The 14,420-nt window shown below is 68.1% G+C and carries 19 protein-coding genes; 14 read left to right on the forward strand and 5 right to left on the reverse strand.

Annotated features, from left to right (window positions below):
• Positions 1–2: 2 nt before the first annotated feature.
• Positions 3–2,741, reverse strand: a complete 2,739-nt coding sequence (locus V1Y59_RS00475) for a glutamate--cysteine ligase (protein WP_330502893.1) — start codon at positions 2,739–2,741, stop codon at positions 3–5.
• A 44-nt stretch (positions 2,742–2,785) separates the two neighbouring features.
• Positions 2,786–3,262: a hotdog fold domain-containing protein gene (locus V1Y59_RS00480; protein WP_330432779.1), complete on the reverse strand. Its 477-nt coding sequence runs from the start codon at positions 3,260–3,262 to the stop codon at positions 2,786–2,788.
• Positions 3,263–3,971: 709 nt separating this feature from the next.
• On the opposite strand from V1Y59_RS00480, the gene rpsJ reads away from it, so the two are divergent.
• From rpsJ to rpsQ, 11 genes are read left to right on the forward strand one after another with little or no spacing between them, the layout of a single operon-like run.
• Positions 3,972–4,277, forward strand: coding sequence for a 30S ribosomal protein S10 (gene rpsJ, locus V1Y59_RS00485; protein WP_003938093.1), 306 nt, complete (start codon positions 3,972–3,974; stop codon positions 4,275–4,277).
• Positions 4,278–4,297: 20 nt separating this feature from the next.
• Positions 4,298–4,975: a 50S ribosomal protein L3 gene (rplC, locus tag V1Y59_RS00490; protein WP_330502894.1), complete on the forward strand. Its 678-nt coding sequence runs from the start codon at positions 4,298–4,300 to the stop codon at positions 4,973–4,975.
• Entirely contained in the window at positions 4,972–5,628 is a 657-nt protein-coding gene (gene rplD, locus V1Y59_RS00495) for a 50S ribosomal protein L4 (protein ID WP_330502895.1), read from the forward strand. The genes rplC and rplD overlap by 4 nt, the downstream gene beginning before the upstream one ends.
• A gap of 1 nt (position 5,629) precedes the next feature.
• The gene (gene rplW, locus V1Y59_RS00500) at positions 5,630–5,935 is read left to right on the forward strand and encodes a 50S ribosomal protein L23 (protein WP_330502896.1); all 306 of its coding nucleotides are present in this window, start codon (positions 5,630–5,632) and stop codon (positions 5,933–5,935) included.
• A gap of 30 nt (positions 5,936–5,965) precedes the next feature.
• Entirely contained in the window at positions 5,966–6,802 is an 837-nt protein-coding gene (gene rplB, locus V1Y59_RS00505) for a 50S ribosomal protein L2 (protein ID WP_330432753.1), read from the forward strand.
• Positions 6,803–6,822: 20 nt separating this feature from the next.
• Positions 6,823–7,104 carry a 30S ribosomal protein S19 gene (gene rpsS, locus V1Y59_RS00510; protein ID WP_005170311.1) on the forward strand — a complete coding sequence of 94 codons (282 nt, stop codon included), beginning with the start codon at positions 6,823–6,825 and terminating at the stop codon, positions 7,102–7,104.
• The gene (gene rplV / locus V1Y59_RS00515; RefSeq protein ID WP_330502897.1) at positions 7,104–7,514 is read left to right on the forward strand and encodes a 50S ribosomal protein L22; all 411 of its coding nucleotides are present in this window, start codon (positions 7,104–7,106) and stop codon (positions 7,512–7,514) included. The genes rpsS and rplV overlap by 1 nt, the downstream gene beginning before the upstream one ends.
• Positions 7,514–8,320, forward strand: a complete 807-nt coding sequence (gene rpsC, locus V1Y59_RS00520; protein WP_330432751.1) for a 30S ribosomal protein S3 — start codon at positions 7,514–7,516, stop codon at positions 8,318–8,320. The genes rplV and rpsC overlap by 1 nt, the downstream gene beginning before the upstream one ends.
• 3 nt (positions 8,321–8,323) lie before the next feature.
• A complete protein-coding gene (gene rplP, locus V1Y59_RS00525; protein WP_086534385.1) occupies positions 8,324–8,740 on the forward strand; it encodes a 50S ribosomal protein L16 in 417 nt (138 codons plus the stop codon).
• Complete coding sequence (gene rpmC, locus V1Y59_RS00530) at positions 8,740–8,973, forward strand: 50S ribosomal protein L29 (protein ID WP_330432749.1); 234 nt, start codon at positions 8,740–8,742, stop codon at positions 8,971–8,973. Before rplP ends, rpmC begins: the two co-directional genes overlap by 1 nt.
• Positions 8,970–9,269: a 30S ribosomal protein S17 gene (gene rpsQ / locus V1Y59_RS00535; RefSeq protein ID WP_431309069.1), complete on the forward strand. Its 300-nt coding sequence runs from the start codon at positions 8,970–8,972 to the stop codon at positions 9,267–9,269. Before rpmC ends, rpsQ begins: the two co-directional genes overlap by 4 nt.
• Positions 9,270–9,346: 77 nt before the next feature.
• Here rpsQ and V1Y59_RS00540 read toward each other — a convergent pair whose 3' ends face one another.
• From V1Y59_RS00540 to V1Y59_RS00550, 3 genes are read right to left on the reverse strand one after another with little or no spacing between them, the layout of a single operon-like run.
• Positions 9,347–9,913 (reverse strand): dihydrofolate reductase family protein, encoded by a 567-nt coding sequence (locus V1Y59_RS00540; protein WP_330502898.1) that lies wholly within the window; start codon positions 9,911–9,913, stop codon positions 9,347–9,349.
• Positions 9,913–10,044 carry a hypothetical protein gene (locus tag V1Y59_RS00545; RefSeq protein ID WP_330502899.1) on the reverse strand — a complete coding sequence of 44 codons (132 nt, stop codon included), beginning with the start codon at positions 10,042–10,044 and terminating at the stop codon, positions 9,913–9,915. The genes V1Y59_RS00540 and V1Y59_RS00545 overlap by 1 nt, the downstream gene beginning before the upstream one ends.
• A complete protein-coding gene (locus V1Y59_RS00550) occupies positions 10,041–10,637 on the reverse strand; it encodes a hypothetical protein (protein WP_330502900.1) in 597 nt (198 codons plus the stop codon). The genes V1Y59_RS00545 and V1Y59_RS00550 overlap by 4 nt, the downstream gene beginning before the upstream one ends.
• A gap of 132 nt (positions 10,638–10,769) precedes the next feature.
• On the opposite strand from V1Y59_RS00550, the gene V1Y59_RS00555 reads away from it, so the two are divergent.
• The 3 genes from V1Y59_RS00555 (at position 10,770) to V1Y59_RS00565 (ending at position 14,334) form a co-directional block, all read left to right on the forward strand.
• Complete coding sequence (locus V1Y59_RS00555) at positions 10,770–11,360, forward strand: TetR/AcrR family transcriptional regulator (protein WP_330502901.1); 591 nt, start codon at positions 10,770–10,772, stop codon at positions 11,358–11,360.
• Between the two features lie 107 nt (positions 11,361–11,467).
• On the forward strand, positions 11,468–12,811 hold the full coding sequence (locus V1Y59_RS00560) for a cation:proton antiporter (RefSeq protein ID WP_330502902.1): 1,344 nt from the start codon (positions 11,468–11,470) through the stop codon (positions 12,809–12,811).
• Complete coding sequence (locus V1Y59_RS00565) at positions 12,808–14,334, forward strand: alpha-amylase family protein (RefSeq protein WP_330502904.1); 1,527 nt, start codon at positions 12,808–12,810, stop codon at positions 14,332–14,334. The genes V1Y59_RS00560 and V1Y59_RS00565 overlap by 4 nt, the downstream gene beginning before the upstream one ends.
• Positions 14,335–14,420 lie beyond the last annotated feature (86 nt).

Here is a 14,420-nt window from a genome sequence, read left to right on the forward strand (position 1 = left end):
GGTCATTCCTCTCCCGTTGCTGCCCCAACACCGTGCGCGCCGACACCGTGCATGCCGACACCGTGCACGCCGACACCGTGCGTCCCGACATCCTGTACCCAGGTGTCCTTGCCTCCGCCGCCGCGCGAGGAGTTGACGATCAGGCTGCCCGCCGGCGCCACCCGGCTCAACGCGGCGGGAGCGATGTGCGCCCTGACCTGACCGTCCTCGTCGCGCAGGTGCACGAACACCCGGAGGTCGACATGATGAGCATAGAAGCCGTTCCCGTCGAACGTCGGATGCGTGGACAGCGCGATCACCTCTTGCGCGATGTAGCGTTCGGGCTGGGCCATCAGGTCCTCGCGCCGCCGGGCGAGTTCGGCGTCCGTGCATTCCGGGCCGATGGTGATGCCGGAACCGCCAAGCCCGTCAATCGGTTTGACCACCAGATGGGCCAGATTGGCGAGCACGTGATCGCGCTGGTGACGCTCGGCGCACAACCAGGTGCGGACCTGGCCGATCAGCGGTTCCTCACCGAGGTAGTACCGGATCATCGCCGGAACGTGATAGTAGATCGCCTTGTCGTCGCCGATGCCGTTACCCAGCGCGTTGACGATCGACAGGCGGCCGGCGGCGAGGGCCGCCAGGATGCCGGCGCGCAGCGGCTGGTCGTCGAACCCCTTCGATGACAGCAGCATGTCCTCGTCCATCCGGACATAGGCGGTGTTGACCGGCGTCCGGCGGGTGCCGTGGTGCACGAAGACACGTGCCCGATCCGTGTCGCCCGCCTCGACGGAGATGTTCTCCGGCGTCGCGAGCCGCAGGTCCGCGCCGCGCGCCAACAGGGTGTGCTCGAACCACGCCGAATCGGTCCACCCCGAACTCAGCATGATGTCGACACCGTCGGGATCCGGGTCCGGCGGGGCGGCGGCGGTGATCGTGTCCCGGATCATGTGCGGCACACCGGCGACCGACATCGTCTCGGCCGGCATCGGCAGCTCCGGCAGGAACTGGGTCATCAACGCACGATTGGACATCGCGTACGCGATCCCCGACGGCACCCGGAGGTTGTCCTCGAGGACGAGGAACTGTCCGGGTGCGGGGGAGACCAGGTCCGTCCCGCAGATGTGGGTGCGCACCCGTTGCCATGACGGCACACGGCCGGTCAGCCGGTAGCCGGGCGCCCGGTCGAGCGCTTCGGGCGGGATGATGCCGTCGGCGACGATGCGCTGATCGCGGTAGACGTCGACGATGAACGCGTTCAACGCCAACGCCCGCTGCCGGAGGCCGGCGCCGACCCGCCGCCAGTCGTCGGCACCGATGTAGCGGGGGATGACGTCGAGGGGGAACAGCTGGGCGCGATCCTGACCGCTCACCCGGAACGTCACTCCGTCGGTGCTCTGCTCGCGCTCGATCTGATACTGCCGCTTGCGGAGTTCGACGGCGCCGAGGTCGGCGGCCGCGGACAGGATCTCCCGGTATCCGGGGCGAGCGATCGCGGCCCGGTCGACTGCCTCGTCGTAGGACAGGCGTTCGGGGGTCTCGACCATCGGCACGTCGGCGACGGGCTCGGCCCGCTGATAACCGTGTAGGAGCCGACCGTCGGGATCATAGGGCCGCGCCGCCGCCGTCAGGGTGCCCGCGGTCTCGGCGAGCAGGCCGTCGACGACGGCGGTGAGCCGGCCGGTGCGCCGCAGGATCCGGCGCTGGCGGGCCGAGGAACTGCCCGCATCGATGGTGGTGCGGGTCAGTTCGTCGACGAGCGTCCAGTCGCCGGTCTCCTCGAGGATGGGCCGGAGCGACGCGGCTAGGTCGGCGACCACGTCGGCGGCGGGTCGCGGGGCGGCGCGGGCCACGTCGATGAGGTCGCCCTCGAGCCCGGATCGTGCGGCCTGCCACACCGCAGCGCGGTACAGCGCGGGCGGGGTCGGCGCGGCCGGCTCGTCGAGGCGGGCGGCCTCGCGGGTGACGAGGGCGCGGAAAAGCGCCGCGATCAGCGTGATCGTGTCGATCGACGGGCAGCTGTCGCAGACGCGCAGCTCCAGCGTGCCGACGTGCGCGGACGGCCGCACATCGAAGTACACCATTCCGGGGTCGGAGATCACTCCACTGCTGATCAGGCGATCGATCTCGGTGTCGTACTCGTCGGCGTCGCGCACGGCGGGAAACGGACCCGTCGTGGGCCAGCGTTGCCACACCAGGGTGCGCACGCTGGCATACCCGGTGTCGGAGCCGTCGGCCCAGAACGGAGAGCTCGCCGACACCGCGAGGAGCGTCGGGATGTGGTGGGCCAGGCGCGACGCCACCGCGACCGCCTCGTCGCGGTCGGTGACGTCGACATGCACCTGCGTGCCGCAGATGAGCTGTTCGCGGGCGAGGAGCTGATAGTCGGCGAGCATGCGGCGATATCGAGGGCTCTCGGTGACCCGCATCTGCGTCGGCACCGCCAGCGGCACCGACCCGGCGGCGACGACGCCGATACCGAGCGTGCGGGCCGCGTCCACCAGCCCGGCCCGATGGGAGCGCAGGTTGTCCCGAAGATCGGTGAGGGTGTCGAAGACGCCGCTGTTGGCCTCGATGACGCAGCTCTGCAGTTCCTCTACATAGGGACCGTCGTCGGGCAGTATCTCCAGCAGTTCCGGCGCGCGTGTCGTGAGCCGCGACGAACGCAGGTCGACGAGGTGGAATTCCTCCTCCACACCCACTCTGCGTGTTCCTCGGCGGAGATCGCCCGGATCGGCGCGCTCGATGTCCGCCGTCATCGTCCAAGCGTAGAAGTATCCGCGTGTGACGGCACGTCCAGCAGTCAGCGCTTGGCAGTCACCCAGGTGGTGATGTCGCAGTGCACGACCTCGGCTCCGTGCGAGTCGAGGACTCGTACCTCGATCACGACGTCGGTGCCGTCGGCGATCGCATCGAAGTCGACCGGTTCGGCCAGGCGTGCTTCTGCGGTCAGCCGGGTCGTGGCCTTGGCGAGGTACTGCGTGGACATGGCCTTGGGGATCCAGCGGTGGCTTGCCGGAGTGGTCGCCTCCATCAGCATCCCCATCGCCGCCTCGGCGAGGTTGCACGCCGCGATCGCGTGAAACGTCCCGAGGTGATTGTGGACGCCGAACCAGTTGGGACCGGTCACGCGGCAGAAGCCCGGACGCATGTCGGTGACATACGGCAGGACCGTGCCGAAGTACGGGACGCGGGCGACCATGCCGAGGGAGAACAGCGTGCGCCCGACGACGTTGTCGGGGAGGCGTCGGCGGAGGGCGTAGGTGGGGGAGGCGGTCATGGGTGGGGATCTTACTCGGGGGTAAGGTGGCGTGGCTTCATCGCCGACAGAACCCGGAATCTTGCCGACAGAACCCGGGATCGCGCCGAGAGAACCCGGATCGCGTCGGGAGCGCCCGGTGCTGCTCATTGGAGGCGGCGCGGCAAGGACAGGGGAGCGGTCGCCCTCGGTCACTCGGGCGGTTCGGTTGAGGTGGGCCGACTTGGTTGAGGTGGACCGACTTGGTTGACGCGGGCCGGGTCGGGTCCCGCGGTCCGTCGACAACCCGCGTGAACCGGGGGGACCCGCGGGAATGGACCCGGGTTCTGTCGACCGCCGTGCCAAGACCTGGTGAGTCGGGTTCCGGCCGGATTTGAATCTGCACCCCGGGCTGGTGCATACTATTCGGGTTGCCTTGACCGGTGGACGCAGTTCTTCTGCGGCCTCGATCAGGTTAATGACTCCCAGGCCCCGGATTCCGGGACCGGGCGTGTAACGCATGCGCCGAATCAGGTTCGTGGTCACGACACGCCCGACCGCGGGTGCCGGAGCACAGCCGGTTCGCTCACAGGGCGAGCCAACGTACAACGACAGATGAACAGCGTCGATCCCCGAATCTCACGCGGGTGGTCAATGTGTCCCCCGGCAATGTGCGCCGGGCCCCGGGTCGCCGGGGGAGCGGTCACGCGGTGTTCGTCTGTCGAGAACAACTGACGGAAGAGGACACAGCGTGGCGGGACAGAAGATCCGCATCAGGCTCAAGGCCTATGACCACGAGGCGATCGACGCTTCGGCGCGCAAGATCGTGGAAACCGTGACCCGCACCGGGGCACGCGTGGTCGGCCCGGTGCCGTTGCCCACCGAGAAGAACGTCTACTGCGTCATCCGTTCGCCGCACAAGTACAAGGACAGCCGCGAACACTTCGAGATGCGCACCCACAAACGACTCATCGACATCCTCGACCCGACGCCGAAGACGGTCGACGCGCTCATGCGCATCGATCTGCCGGCCAGCGTCGACGTCAACATCCAGTAGGCGGGGGGCGAGAAGAAATCATGAGCAATCAGAGCGCGACCAACCATCAAAGTGCCACACGGGGAATTCTGGGCACCAAGCTCGGCATGACCCAGGTCTTCGACGAGAACAACCGTGTCGTCCCGGTGACGGTCATCCAGGCCGGACCGAACGTCATCACCCAGCTCCGTGACGCCGAGCGCGACGGTTACACCGCCGTGCAGGTGGCCTACGGTGCCATCGACCCGCGCAAGGTCTCCAAGCCGGTCGCCGGGCAGTACGCCAAGGCCGGTGTCACCCCGCGCCGTCACCTCGCCGAGATCCGCATCGCGGACGTCTCGGAGCTCGAGGTCGGCCAGGAACTGACCGCCGAGATCTTCGATGCCGGCACCAAGGTCGACGTCACCGGCACCTCCAAGGGCAAGGGCTTTGCCGGCGCGATGAAGCGCCACGGCTTCGCCGGTCTGGGTGCCAGCCACGGCGCGCATCGCGTGCACCGTGCACCCGGCTCGATCGGTGGCTGCGCCACCCCGGGTCGCGTGTTCAAGGGCATGCGGATGGCGGGCCGGATGGGCAACGACACCGTGACCACACAGAACCTGACCGTGCACAAGGTGGACGCCGAGGCCGGTCTGCTGTTGATCAAGGGCGCGATCCCCGGCCGCAAGGGCGGCATCGTGGTGATCCGCGACGCAGTGAAGGGTGGTGCGACCAAGTGAGCACCGAGACAAGCACGAAATTGACGCTGGACGTCAAGGCGGCCGACGGCACGACCAACGGCACCGTTGATCTGCCCGCCGAGCTGTTCGACGCCCCCGCGAACATCGCGTTGATGCACCAGGTGGTCGTGGCCCAGCAGGCCGCAGGCCGCCAGGGCACGCACGCCACCAAGACCCGCGGCGATGTCCGCGGCGGTGGCGCCAAGCCGTACCGGCAGAAGGGCACCGGTCGCGCCCGTCAGGGCTCGACCCGCGCACCGCAGTTCGCCGGCGGTGGCACCGTGCACGGTCCGCAGCCGCGCGACTACAGCCAGCGGACCCCGAAGAAGATGAAGGCCGCCGCCCTGCGCGGAGCCCTCTCGGACCGGACCCGCAACGAGCGCATCCACGTCATCACCGAGCTGGTGGCCGGACAGACCCCGTCGACCAAGTCGGCACGTCTGTTCCTCGAGGCGCTCAGCGACCGTCGCAAGTTCCTGGTGGTCCTCGGCCGCGAGGACGTGGCCGCCTGGAAGAGCGTCGCGAACCTGCAGAACGTCCTGCCGATCGCTCCGGATCAGCTCAACACCTACGACGTCCTCGATGCGGACGACGTGGTGTTCAGCGTGGAGACGCTCAACGCGTTCATCGCACAGAACCAGAAGGAGGCCTGAGATGGCTACGCAGGCTGACCCGCGTGACATCATCCTGGCGCCGGTGATCTCCGAGAAGTCCTACGGACTCATGGAGGACAACGTGTACACCTTCCTGGTGCACCCCGAGTCGAACAAGACCCAGATCAAGATCGCGGTCGAGAAGATCTTCGACGTCACCGTCACCAGCGTGAACACCGCCAACCGGCAGGGCAAGCGCAAGCGCACCCGCTTCGGCTACGGCAAGCGCAAGGACACCAAGCGCGCGATCGTGACCCTGGCCGCAGACAGCAAGCCCATCGAGATCTTCGGAGGACCGGTCGGCTGACCGGGACTCGCAGAACTGAGGGACTAGAACATGGCTATTCGTAGATACAAGCCGACGACCCCGGGTCGTCGCGGTGCCAGTGGCGCCGATTTCGCCGAGGTCACCCGCGACCATCCGGAGAAGTCGCTGGTTCGTCCGCTGCACAGCCGCGGTGGACGTAACGCCCACGGCCGCATCACCACCCGCCACAAGGGTGGTGGCCACAAGCGTGCCTACCGCGTCATCGACTTCCGTCGCCACGACAAGGACGGCGTCAACGCCAAGGTCGCCCACATCGAGTACGACCCGAACCGCACCGCGCGGATCGCGTTGCTGCACTACGTGGACGGCGAGAAGCGCTACATCATCGCGCCCCGCGGCCTGAGCCAGGGTGCTGTGGTGGAGAGCGGCCCCGGTGCCGACATCAAGCCCGGCAACAACCTGCCGCTGCGCAACATCCCGACCGGTACCCAGATCCACGCCGTGGAGCTGCGTCCGGGTGGTGGCGCCAAGATGGCCCGCAGCGCCGGCGCAGCGATCCAGCTGCTCGGCAAGGAGGGCACCTACGCCACCCTGCGTATGCCGTCCGGTGAGATCCGTCGCGTCGACGTGCGCTGCCGCGCCACCGTCGGCGAGGTCGGCAATGCCGAGCAGAGCAACATCAACTGGGGCAAAGCCGGCCGCATGCGCTGGAAGGGCAAGCGCCCGACCGTGCGCGGTGTCGTGATGAACCCGGTCGACCACCCGCATGGTGGCGGCGAGGGCAAGACCTCGGGTGGTCGCCACCCGGTCAGCCCGTGGGGCCAGCCGGAAGGCCGGACCCGTAAGAACAAGGCCAGCGACCAGCTGATCGTTCGGCGTCGTCGCACCGGCAAGAACAAGCGATAAGCACAGGAGGGAGTTAGAGAATGCCACGCAGCCTCAAGAAGGGCCCGTTCGTCGACGACCACCTGCTTGCCAAGGTGGACACGCAGAACGAAAAGGGCACCAAGCAGGTCATCAAGACCTGGTCGCGCCGTTCGACCATCATCCCGGACTTCATCGGCCACACCTTCGCCGTCCACGACGGCCGCAAGCACGTGCCGGTGTTCGTCTCCGAGTCGATGGTCGGGCACAAGCTGGGCGAGTTCGCCCCCACCCGCACCTTCAAGGGTCACATCAAGGATGACCGGAAAGCGAAGCGCCGGTAATGACTACGCAGACCGATAATCCGACGGCCAAGGCGACCGCACGCTTCGTGCGGGTGACGCCGATGAAGGCCCGTCGTGTACTTGACCTGATCCGCGGCAAGAACGTGGACGAGGCCCTCGACATCCTGCGGTTCGCCCCGCAGTCGGCATCCGAGCCGGTGTACAAGGTCCTCGCCAGCGCTGTCGCGAACGCGGAGAACAACCTGGATCTGGATCGCCGGACCCTGGTCGTCGCCACCGCGTTCGCCGACGAGGGCCCGACGCTCAAGCGGTTCCAGCCGCGTGCGCAGGGTCGTGCGTTCCGCATCCGCAAGCGCACCAGCCACATCACCGTCGTCGTCGAGAGCCTTCCGGAGAAGGCCACCGGCGGTCGCGCCCGCTCGCGTCAGCCGAAGAAGGGAGCTCAGTAGTGGGCCAGAAAATCAACCCGCACGGCTTCCGTCTGGGCATCACCACGGACTGGAGTTCGCGGTGGTACGCCGACAAGCAGTACGCGGAGTACGTGAAAGAGGATGTCGCCATCCGCAAGCTCCTGTCCACCGGACTCGAGCGCGCCGGCATCGCCAAGGTGGAGATCGAGCGCACCCGTGACCGGGTCCGCGTCGACATCCACACCGCCCGTCCGGGCATCGTCATCGGCCGCCGCGGCGCCGAGGCCGACCGGATCCGTGGCGACCTGGAGAAGCTGACCGGCAAGCAGGTGCAGCTGAACATCCTCGAGGTGAAGAACGCAGAGTCCGAGGCCCAGTTGGTGGCCCAGGGCGTCGCCGAGCAGCTGAGCAACCGTGTGGCGTTCCGCCGCGCGATGCGCAAGGCGATCCAGTCGGCGATGCGTCAGCCGAACGTGAAGGGCATCCGGGTCCAGTGCTCGGGTCGCCTGGGTGGCGCAGAGATGAGCCGCAGTGAGTTCTACCGCGAGGGACGCGTGCCGCTGCACACGCTGCGCGCCGACATCGACTACGGACTCTATGAAGCCAAGACCACCTTCGGCCGCATCGGCGTGAAGGTGTGGATCTACAAGGGCGACATCGTCGGCGGACGACGCGAGCTGAGTGCAGCCGCGCCGGCCACCGAGGACCGTCGTCCGCGCCGGCCCAGCCGGCCTCGCCGCAGCGGTGCGTCGGGCACCACTGCCACGAGCACCGACGCGGGTCGCGCCGCCGATGCTCCGGCCGAGGCGACTGCAGCGGCGGGCGCCGAGAAGCAGGAGGGCTGATTCATGCTGATCCCCCGTCGGGTCAAGCACCGCAAGCAGCATCACCCCAGCCTGAAGGGCCAGGCCAAGGGCGGCACCAAGGTGACGTTCGGTGACTACGGCATCCAGGCGCTGGAAGGTGCATACATCACCAACCGGCAGATCGAGTCCGCTCGTATCGCCATCAACCGGCACATCAAGCGTGGCGGCAAGGTGTGGATCAACATCTTCCCGGACCGTCCGCTGACCAAGAAGCCTGCTGAGACCCGCATGGGTTCCGGTAAGGGTTCGCCGGAATGGTGGGTGGCCCCGGTGAAGCCGGGTCGCGTGCTGTTCGAGATGACCTACCCCAATGAGGAGACCGCTCGCGAGGCCCTGCGTCGCGCGCAGCACAAGCTCCCGATCAAGACCCGCATCGTGACCAGAGAGGAGCAGTTCTGATGGCACTCGGAGTGGCAGCCAACGAGCTGCGCGAGCTCAGTGACACCGATCTGGTCGATCGTCTGCGCGAGTCGAAGGAAGAGCTGTTCAACCTTCGTTTCCAGATGGCCACCGGCCAGCTCGACAACAACCGTCGTCTGCGGACCGTGCGTCGCGAGATCGCCCGGATCTACACCGTGATGCGCGAGCGTGAGCTGGGTCTGGCGTCGGGACCGGAAGGTGATGACGCATGAGTGAGGACCAGAACGTGAGCGCAAGCCAGAACGTCGCGACCGATCCGCGTGCGAGCCGCAAGGAGCGGATCGGCTACGTGGTGAGCGACAAGATGCAGAAGACCATCGTGGTCGAGCTGGAGGATCGTACGCGGCACCCGCTGTACGGCAAGATCATCCGGACCACGAGCAAGGTCAAGGCACACGACGAGCAGGAGATCGCCGGAATCGGCGACCGCGTGCGGATCATGGAGACCCGTCCGCTGTCGGCGACCAAGCACTGGCGTCTCGTCGAGGTGATGGAGAAGGCCAAGTAAGAGGCCCATCACCGACACAGTCGTCACGAGTGGCCCGTTCCCGAGAGGGAGCGGGCCACTCGTGTGTTCGCTGCATGTCAGGGCCCGACGGCCGGTGTGTATCGCATCAGCGTGACACCCGACCCGAATGCCTCCGCCGAGACGAGCTGCAGGCGGGTGCCTGACGTGAACAGAGCCTTGCCCGTGCCCAACGCCGTGGGATGGACGAGCAGGTCGTACTGGTCGACGGCGCCGAACTGCTGCAGGGCGGCGATGACGGCCAGGCTCCCGTAGATCACGACGGTGCCGTCGCCTGAGGCCTTGAGATCGGCGACGGTGTCTCGGTCGAGTGTGTCGAGACGGGACGTGTTGTCCCACTCGGCGATCGCGCCGGACCGCGAGACGACGAACTTCGGCATCTCGTCCACCCGCCGGGCGTAGGCGCGGGTCTCGGGCGGTTGGTCCGCGTCGTGCGCGATCGGGGGCCATGCGCCGGCGAAGTCGGTGTGCGTCACGCGCCCGAGGAGCAACGCGTCGGCGCTCATGACCAGCGACGTCTCATAGGCCGCCATGTCGTCGTCGGGCGCGAGCCAGTCCATCTCGTCGTCGAGGCCGGCGACGTACCCGTCCAGTGTGGTCCACATCGACACCACGATTCTGCGCATCAGTGCTCCTTCAGATGAATCGCCAGCGCGTCGCGGTCAGGCCGGCCGCGCCGTAGCCGAAGGCGCTTCGTGCTCATCGGCGTCGCGTCGGACGGCGTGAAGAGCGTTTCGGCCTGTGGCCCGCCGGTCATGTGAATGCCACCAATGCGAGAACCCCGATGCCCAAGCTGATGTCCAGCGCGGCACACCATTCCGCGAGTGACCGCGACACCACCGCCTGGCGGCGCCAATGAGCGATGTCCCACGCGCCGTGGAGAAGGAGTCCGACCGCGATGACCACTTTGGCAACCGTCACGTCGAGGAACAGGGCGCCGATCGCCGCGGCGTGGAAAACCGTCGCACCCCACGGCTGCCACCCCATCTCGGGTGGCGGCGGCCGCCAGCGACCGGACGCGATACCCACGCCGACGGCCACGACGGTGACGCCGACGAGGATGACCGCCGCCGGCAGAGATGCGGCGTCGGCGGCCAGGTAGACAACTGCGAACAGTCCGGTGATTGGCCATGACCACGTCGTGCGCCCGGTGAAGGCGATCAGTGCGTAGCACGTGGTTGCGATCACCAGGACCGGCAGAATCCCATCGATCGTGTTCGGGTCGTCGGTGGCGATCGAGAACAGTCCGAGGGCGAGGCCGGTCGCGACCGGCCACCATTGCAGCGGCGAACGGCCAGACCGGCGAAGGCCCGAGACATGCCGCTCGTCGGCGGGGGCAGGACGTGACATGGCGCTCCTGTCGAAGAGAGTCGTCGGTGCTCGCCGACATCGATAACTCAAACATTGATGTTCAAGTTGCAATCAGGGTAACTCGAACACTCATGTTTGAGAAGTGTCGGTTGGGTGAGGCATCATGTGTGCGTGGCGACGCCGGAACCCAACACGACGAAGCGTGCAGACGCCCGGATGAACGCCGCCGCGATCGTCGATGCCGCGACCCGACTGTTGGCGCGCGACCCCGATGCCAGCCTCGCCGACATCGCCCGAGAGGCCGGGGTGGGCCGGGTGACCCTGTACGGGCACTTCGATTCCCGTGCGACGTTGATCGCCGCAGTGGTCGACGCCGCCATGGCGCGCGCCGAGTCCGAGCTGTCCGACGTCGACCTCGACGGCGAGCCCGTCGAGGTGATGCGCCGGCTTCTCGCGGCTTCCTGGCGGCTCACCCATCGCCACGGGGCACTCGTGCAGGCTGCCGAGAAATCTCTGAGTTCGGAGGACCTGCACGAGGCGCACCTCGAACCGATCGCTCGGATGCGGACGCTGCTCGAGCGAGGGCGGAGCGCCGGTCGATTCCGCGACGACATGCCGTTGGCCTGGCAGATCACCACGATCCAGGACATCCTGCACGGCGCCTCCCGCGCGGTGTATCGCGGTGAGCACACACCCGACGTGGCCGGTGAACTCATCGAGGCAACAGTGCTCGCCGTCCTGGCGCCGCCGACGGGGGAGTAGGACACCGGGGCCTGCGCCGCCGCGTGCTGGGCGCGTATCGGGTCCACGTCGACGCACTCTGTGCTGCATAATCCGAACATGCCGATCGGCCTGGGCGCGGGTTCGAGATGACCGAGTCAGCGGTCGCCGTCGTCTGTCTGCTCGTGCTTGTCTGGGCGGTGCTGTCGCGCATGCTGACCCGCCACGACGTCACCGGACCGCTGCTGTTCGTCCTCGCCGGGTACCTCCTCGGCAACCCGGACTGGGGACTGTTGACGATCGATGTCGACACGTCGATCGTCCACACCCTCGCCGAACTGACCCTCGGACTCGTGCTGTTCACCGACGCATCCCGCGTCGACGTGGGACGGTTGCGCCGCGCCGTGCGATTGCCGGCCCGCCTGCTGTTGGTGGGCCTGCCGCTGACCATCGGCCTGGGGACCGTGGGCGCCGAGGTGATGTTCGGCGAATTCGGCTGGGGGCTGGCACTGTTCGTCGGTGCGGCGTTGGCCCCGACCGACGCCGCGCTGAGCGTGCAGGTGATCGACGACGAACGTATCCCGCGCAGACTCCGGTTGTCCCTCAACGTGGAAAGCGGCCTGAACGACGGTATCGCGACTCCCGTTGTGACACTGGCGATCGCCATCGCGGCGAGCGCTCTGGGCGTCGCCGGCGCCGACGCGATCACGGTGGGCGAGGCGGCCGGCGAACTCGGCCTCGGTATCGGGATCGGTGTCGCCGTCGGCGGGCTCGCCGCGTGGGCCATCAATCAGTCGGCCACCCGCGACCTCTCGTCGCCCAAGACCCGGCAGATCGCCGCGCTGGCCACCGCGGTCGGTGTGTTCGCGCTCGCCACCGCAGTCGAGGGCAACGGCTTCATCGCCGCCTTCGTCGCCGGCATGACCTTCGGATACGTCCTCGACCGAGAGCGCGTGGAGGACAGACGAACCGGACCGGCGAACGGTGACACGACACGTAGGCGAGGCGACGACGACACAACTGTCCTGGAGGTACTGCCCGAGCTCGGCGGTGAACTGCTCGCCCTGGTCGTGTGGTTCCTGTTCGGTTCGATACTCATCCCGCTGGCGTTCCACGTCGTCGAGGCGGGCGATCTGGCTCTGATGGCGGGCTATGCGGTGCTCAGCCTGACGGTTTTCCGGATGCTGCCGGTCGCGGTGTCCCTGCTGGGCGCCGGGCTGCCCGGCCGAGACGTGCTGATACTCGGGTGGTTCGGGCCGCGCGGCCTCGCTTCCGTTGTGTTCGCCCTACTGGGCGCCGAACAACTGGGGTCCGACCCCAACGCGCAGGCGGCGGTGGCGGCCATCGGTGTCACCGTGCTGGCCAGCGTCGTCCTGCACGGCGCGACCGCCGGACCCGTGGCCCGTCGCTATCCCCAGGACGGCCAACCCGCCACGCCAGATGACGGGCACGTCCGCTTGCGGCCCAGTGGTGTCCACCGGTGGCGTCGATGACCGCGCACCGGCCGCTGCCGGCTTCGCCACTCATCTACGAGATCAACACGTGGCCGTGGCTCGCCGAACTCACCGCGCGTCTCGGCTCGGATGAAGCCGGCGTCGCGATGACCCTCGGCGACGTCGACGACGAGACCTGGGACGGCATCGCCGCCGGCGGGTTCGACGCCGTCTGGCTGATGGGCGTGTGGCGGCGTAGCCCGGCCGGGGCCGCCATCGCGCGCGCCGACGACCCACTGATGGAGTGGTTCACCGGGGCACTGCCCGATCTGCGCGACGACGACGTCGTCGGGTCGCCATATGCGGTGCGCGAGTACGTCGTCGACGAGCACCTCGGCGGACCCGAGGGCCTGGCGCAGGCGCGGCGTGCGCTCGCCGATCGCGGGCTGGCACTCATCCTCGATTTCGTGCCCAACCACGTCGCCACCGACCATGCGTGGGCAACCGCGCACCGGACGTGGTTCGTCGGCGGCGACCACGCCGATCTGACGGAACAGGCGGGGTCGTTCACCGAGATCGCCGGCCATATCATCGCGCACGGCCGCGACCCGTACTTTCCGGCATGGACGGATGTGCTGCAGCTCAACTCCTTTCATCCGGACCTGCGGGCCGCCCAGATCGCGACGCTGCGATCGATCGCGCAGCAGTGCGACGGGGTCCGCTGCGACATGGCGATGCTGATGATGACCGACGTCTTCGCCGGCACCTGGGGTGAGCGGGCCGGGCCGGCGCCGGACACGGACTTCTGGCCGGCGGTGATCAACGCTGTCCGGGCCGAACACCCCGGTTTCACGTTCATCGCCGAGGCGTACTGGGGCACCGAGGCGGCACTGATCGACCAGGGCTTCGACCTCTGCTACGACAAGTCGTTCTACGACACGCTCCGCGATGACCCGGGCTCGCTGCACCGACATCTGGGCCCAGACGACCATCCGGGCCCAGACGACCATCCGGGCACCGACGATGCGCGACCAACCATGTTGCGTTTCATCGAGAACCACGACGAACCGCGGGCACCGGTCGCGTTCGACGGACGTGACCGCCAAGCCGCGGTCGCGTTCCTCACGCTGCCCGGTGCTCGGCTGATCCATCAGGGCCAGGTCACCGGTCGACGGACGCGCCTCCCGGTCCAGCTCGGCCGGATGCCCGACGAACCGGTGGACCCCGACCGTGCCCTGTTCTACCGCGCGTTGCTCGACGTCCTGCGCGACGACGCATTCGGCTCCGGCGCATATCGGTTGTGTGAGGTCGCCGGACCTGACGGCGTGATCTGCTGGACGCGCAGCGGCCGACACCGATGGACGATCGCGCTCAACGTGTCCGGGACGGCCGCCGCCGCCCATGTGGTCCCGGCGTGGGACACCGGCGACGACGTCTCGTTCCTCGCGCCGCGCGCCCGGGTCGTCGACGTGTTCACCGGGCAGCGGCTGCAGGCCGACGCCGACGGCGGCATCGGTCTGTCGCTGTCGCCCTGGGGCTGGTCCGTGCTGCGGTGCGGTACCGGCGGGCCCGACGTGTGGTGAGGGGCCGTCGGCCGCACGGAACCCGAGATCCGCACGGTGGGCGCGGCAAGCCACGTTGGCGCCGGGATGTCGGCGGGGTCATCATG

This window comes from Gordonia prachuapensis (genome assembly GCF_036350515.1).
Classification (GTDB): domain Bacteria; phylum Actinomycetota; class Actinomycetes; order Mycobacteriales; family Mycobacteriaceae; genus Gordonia; species Gordonia prachuapensis.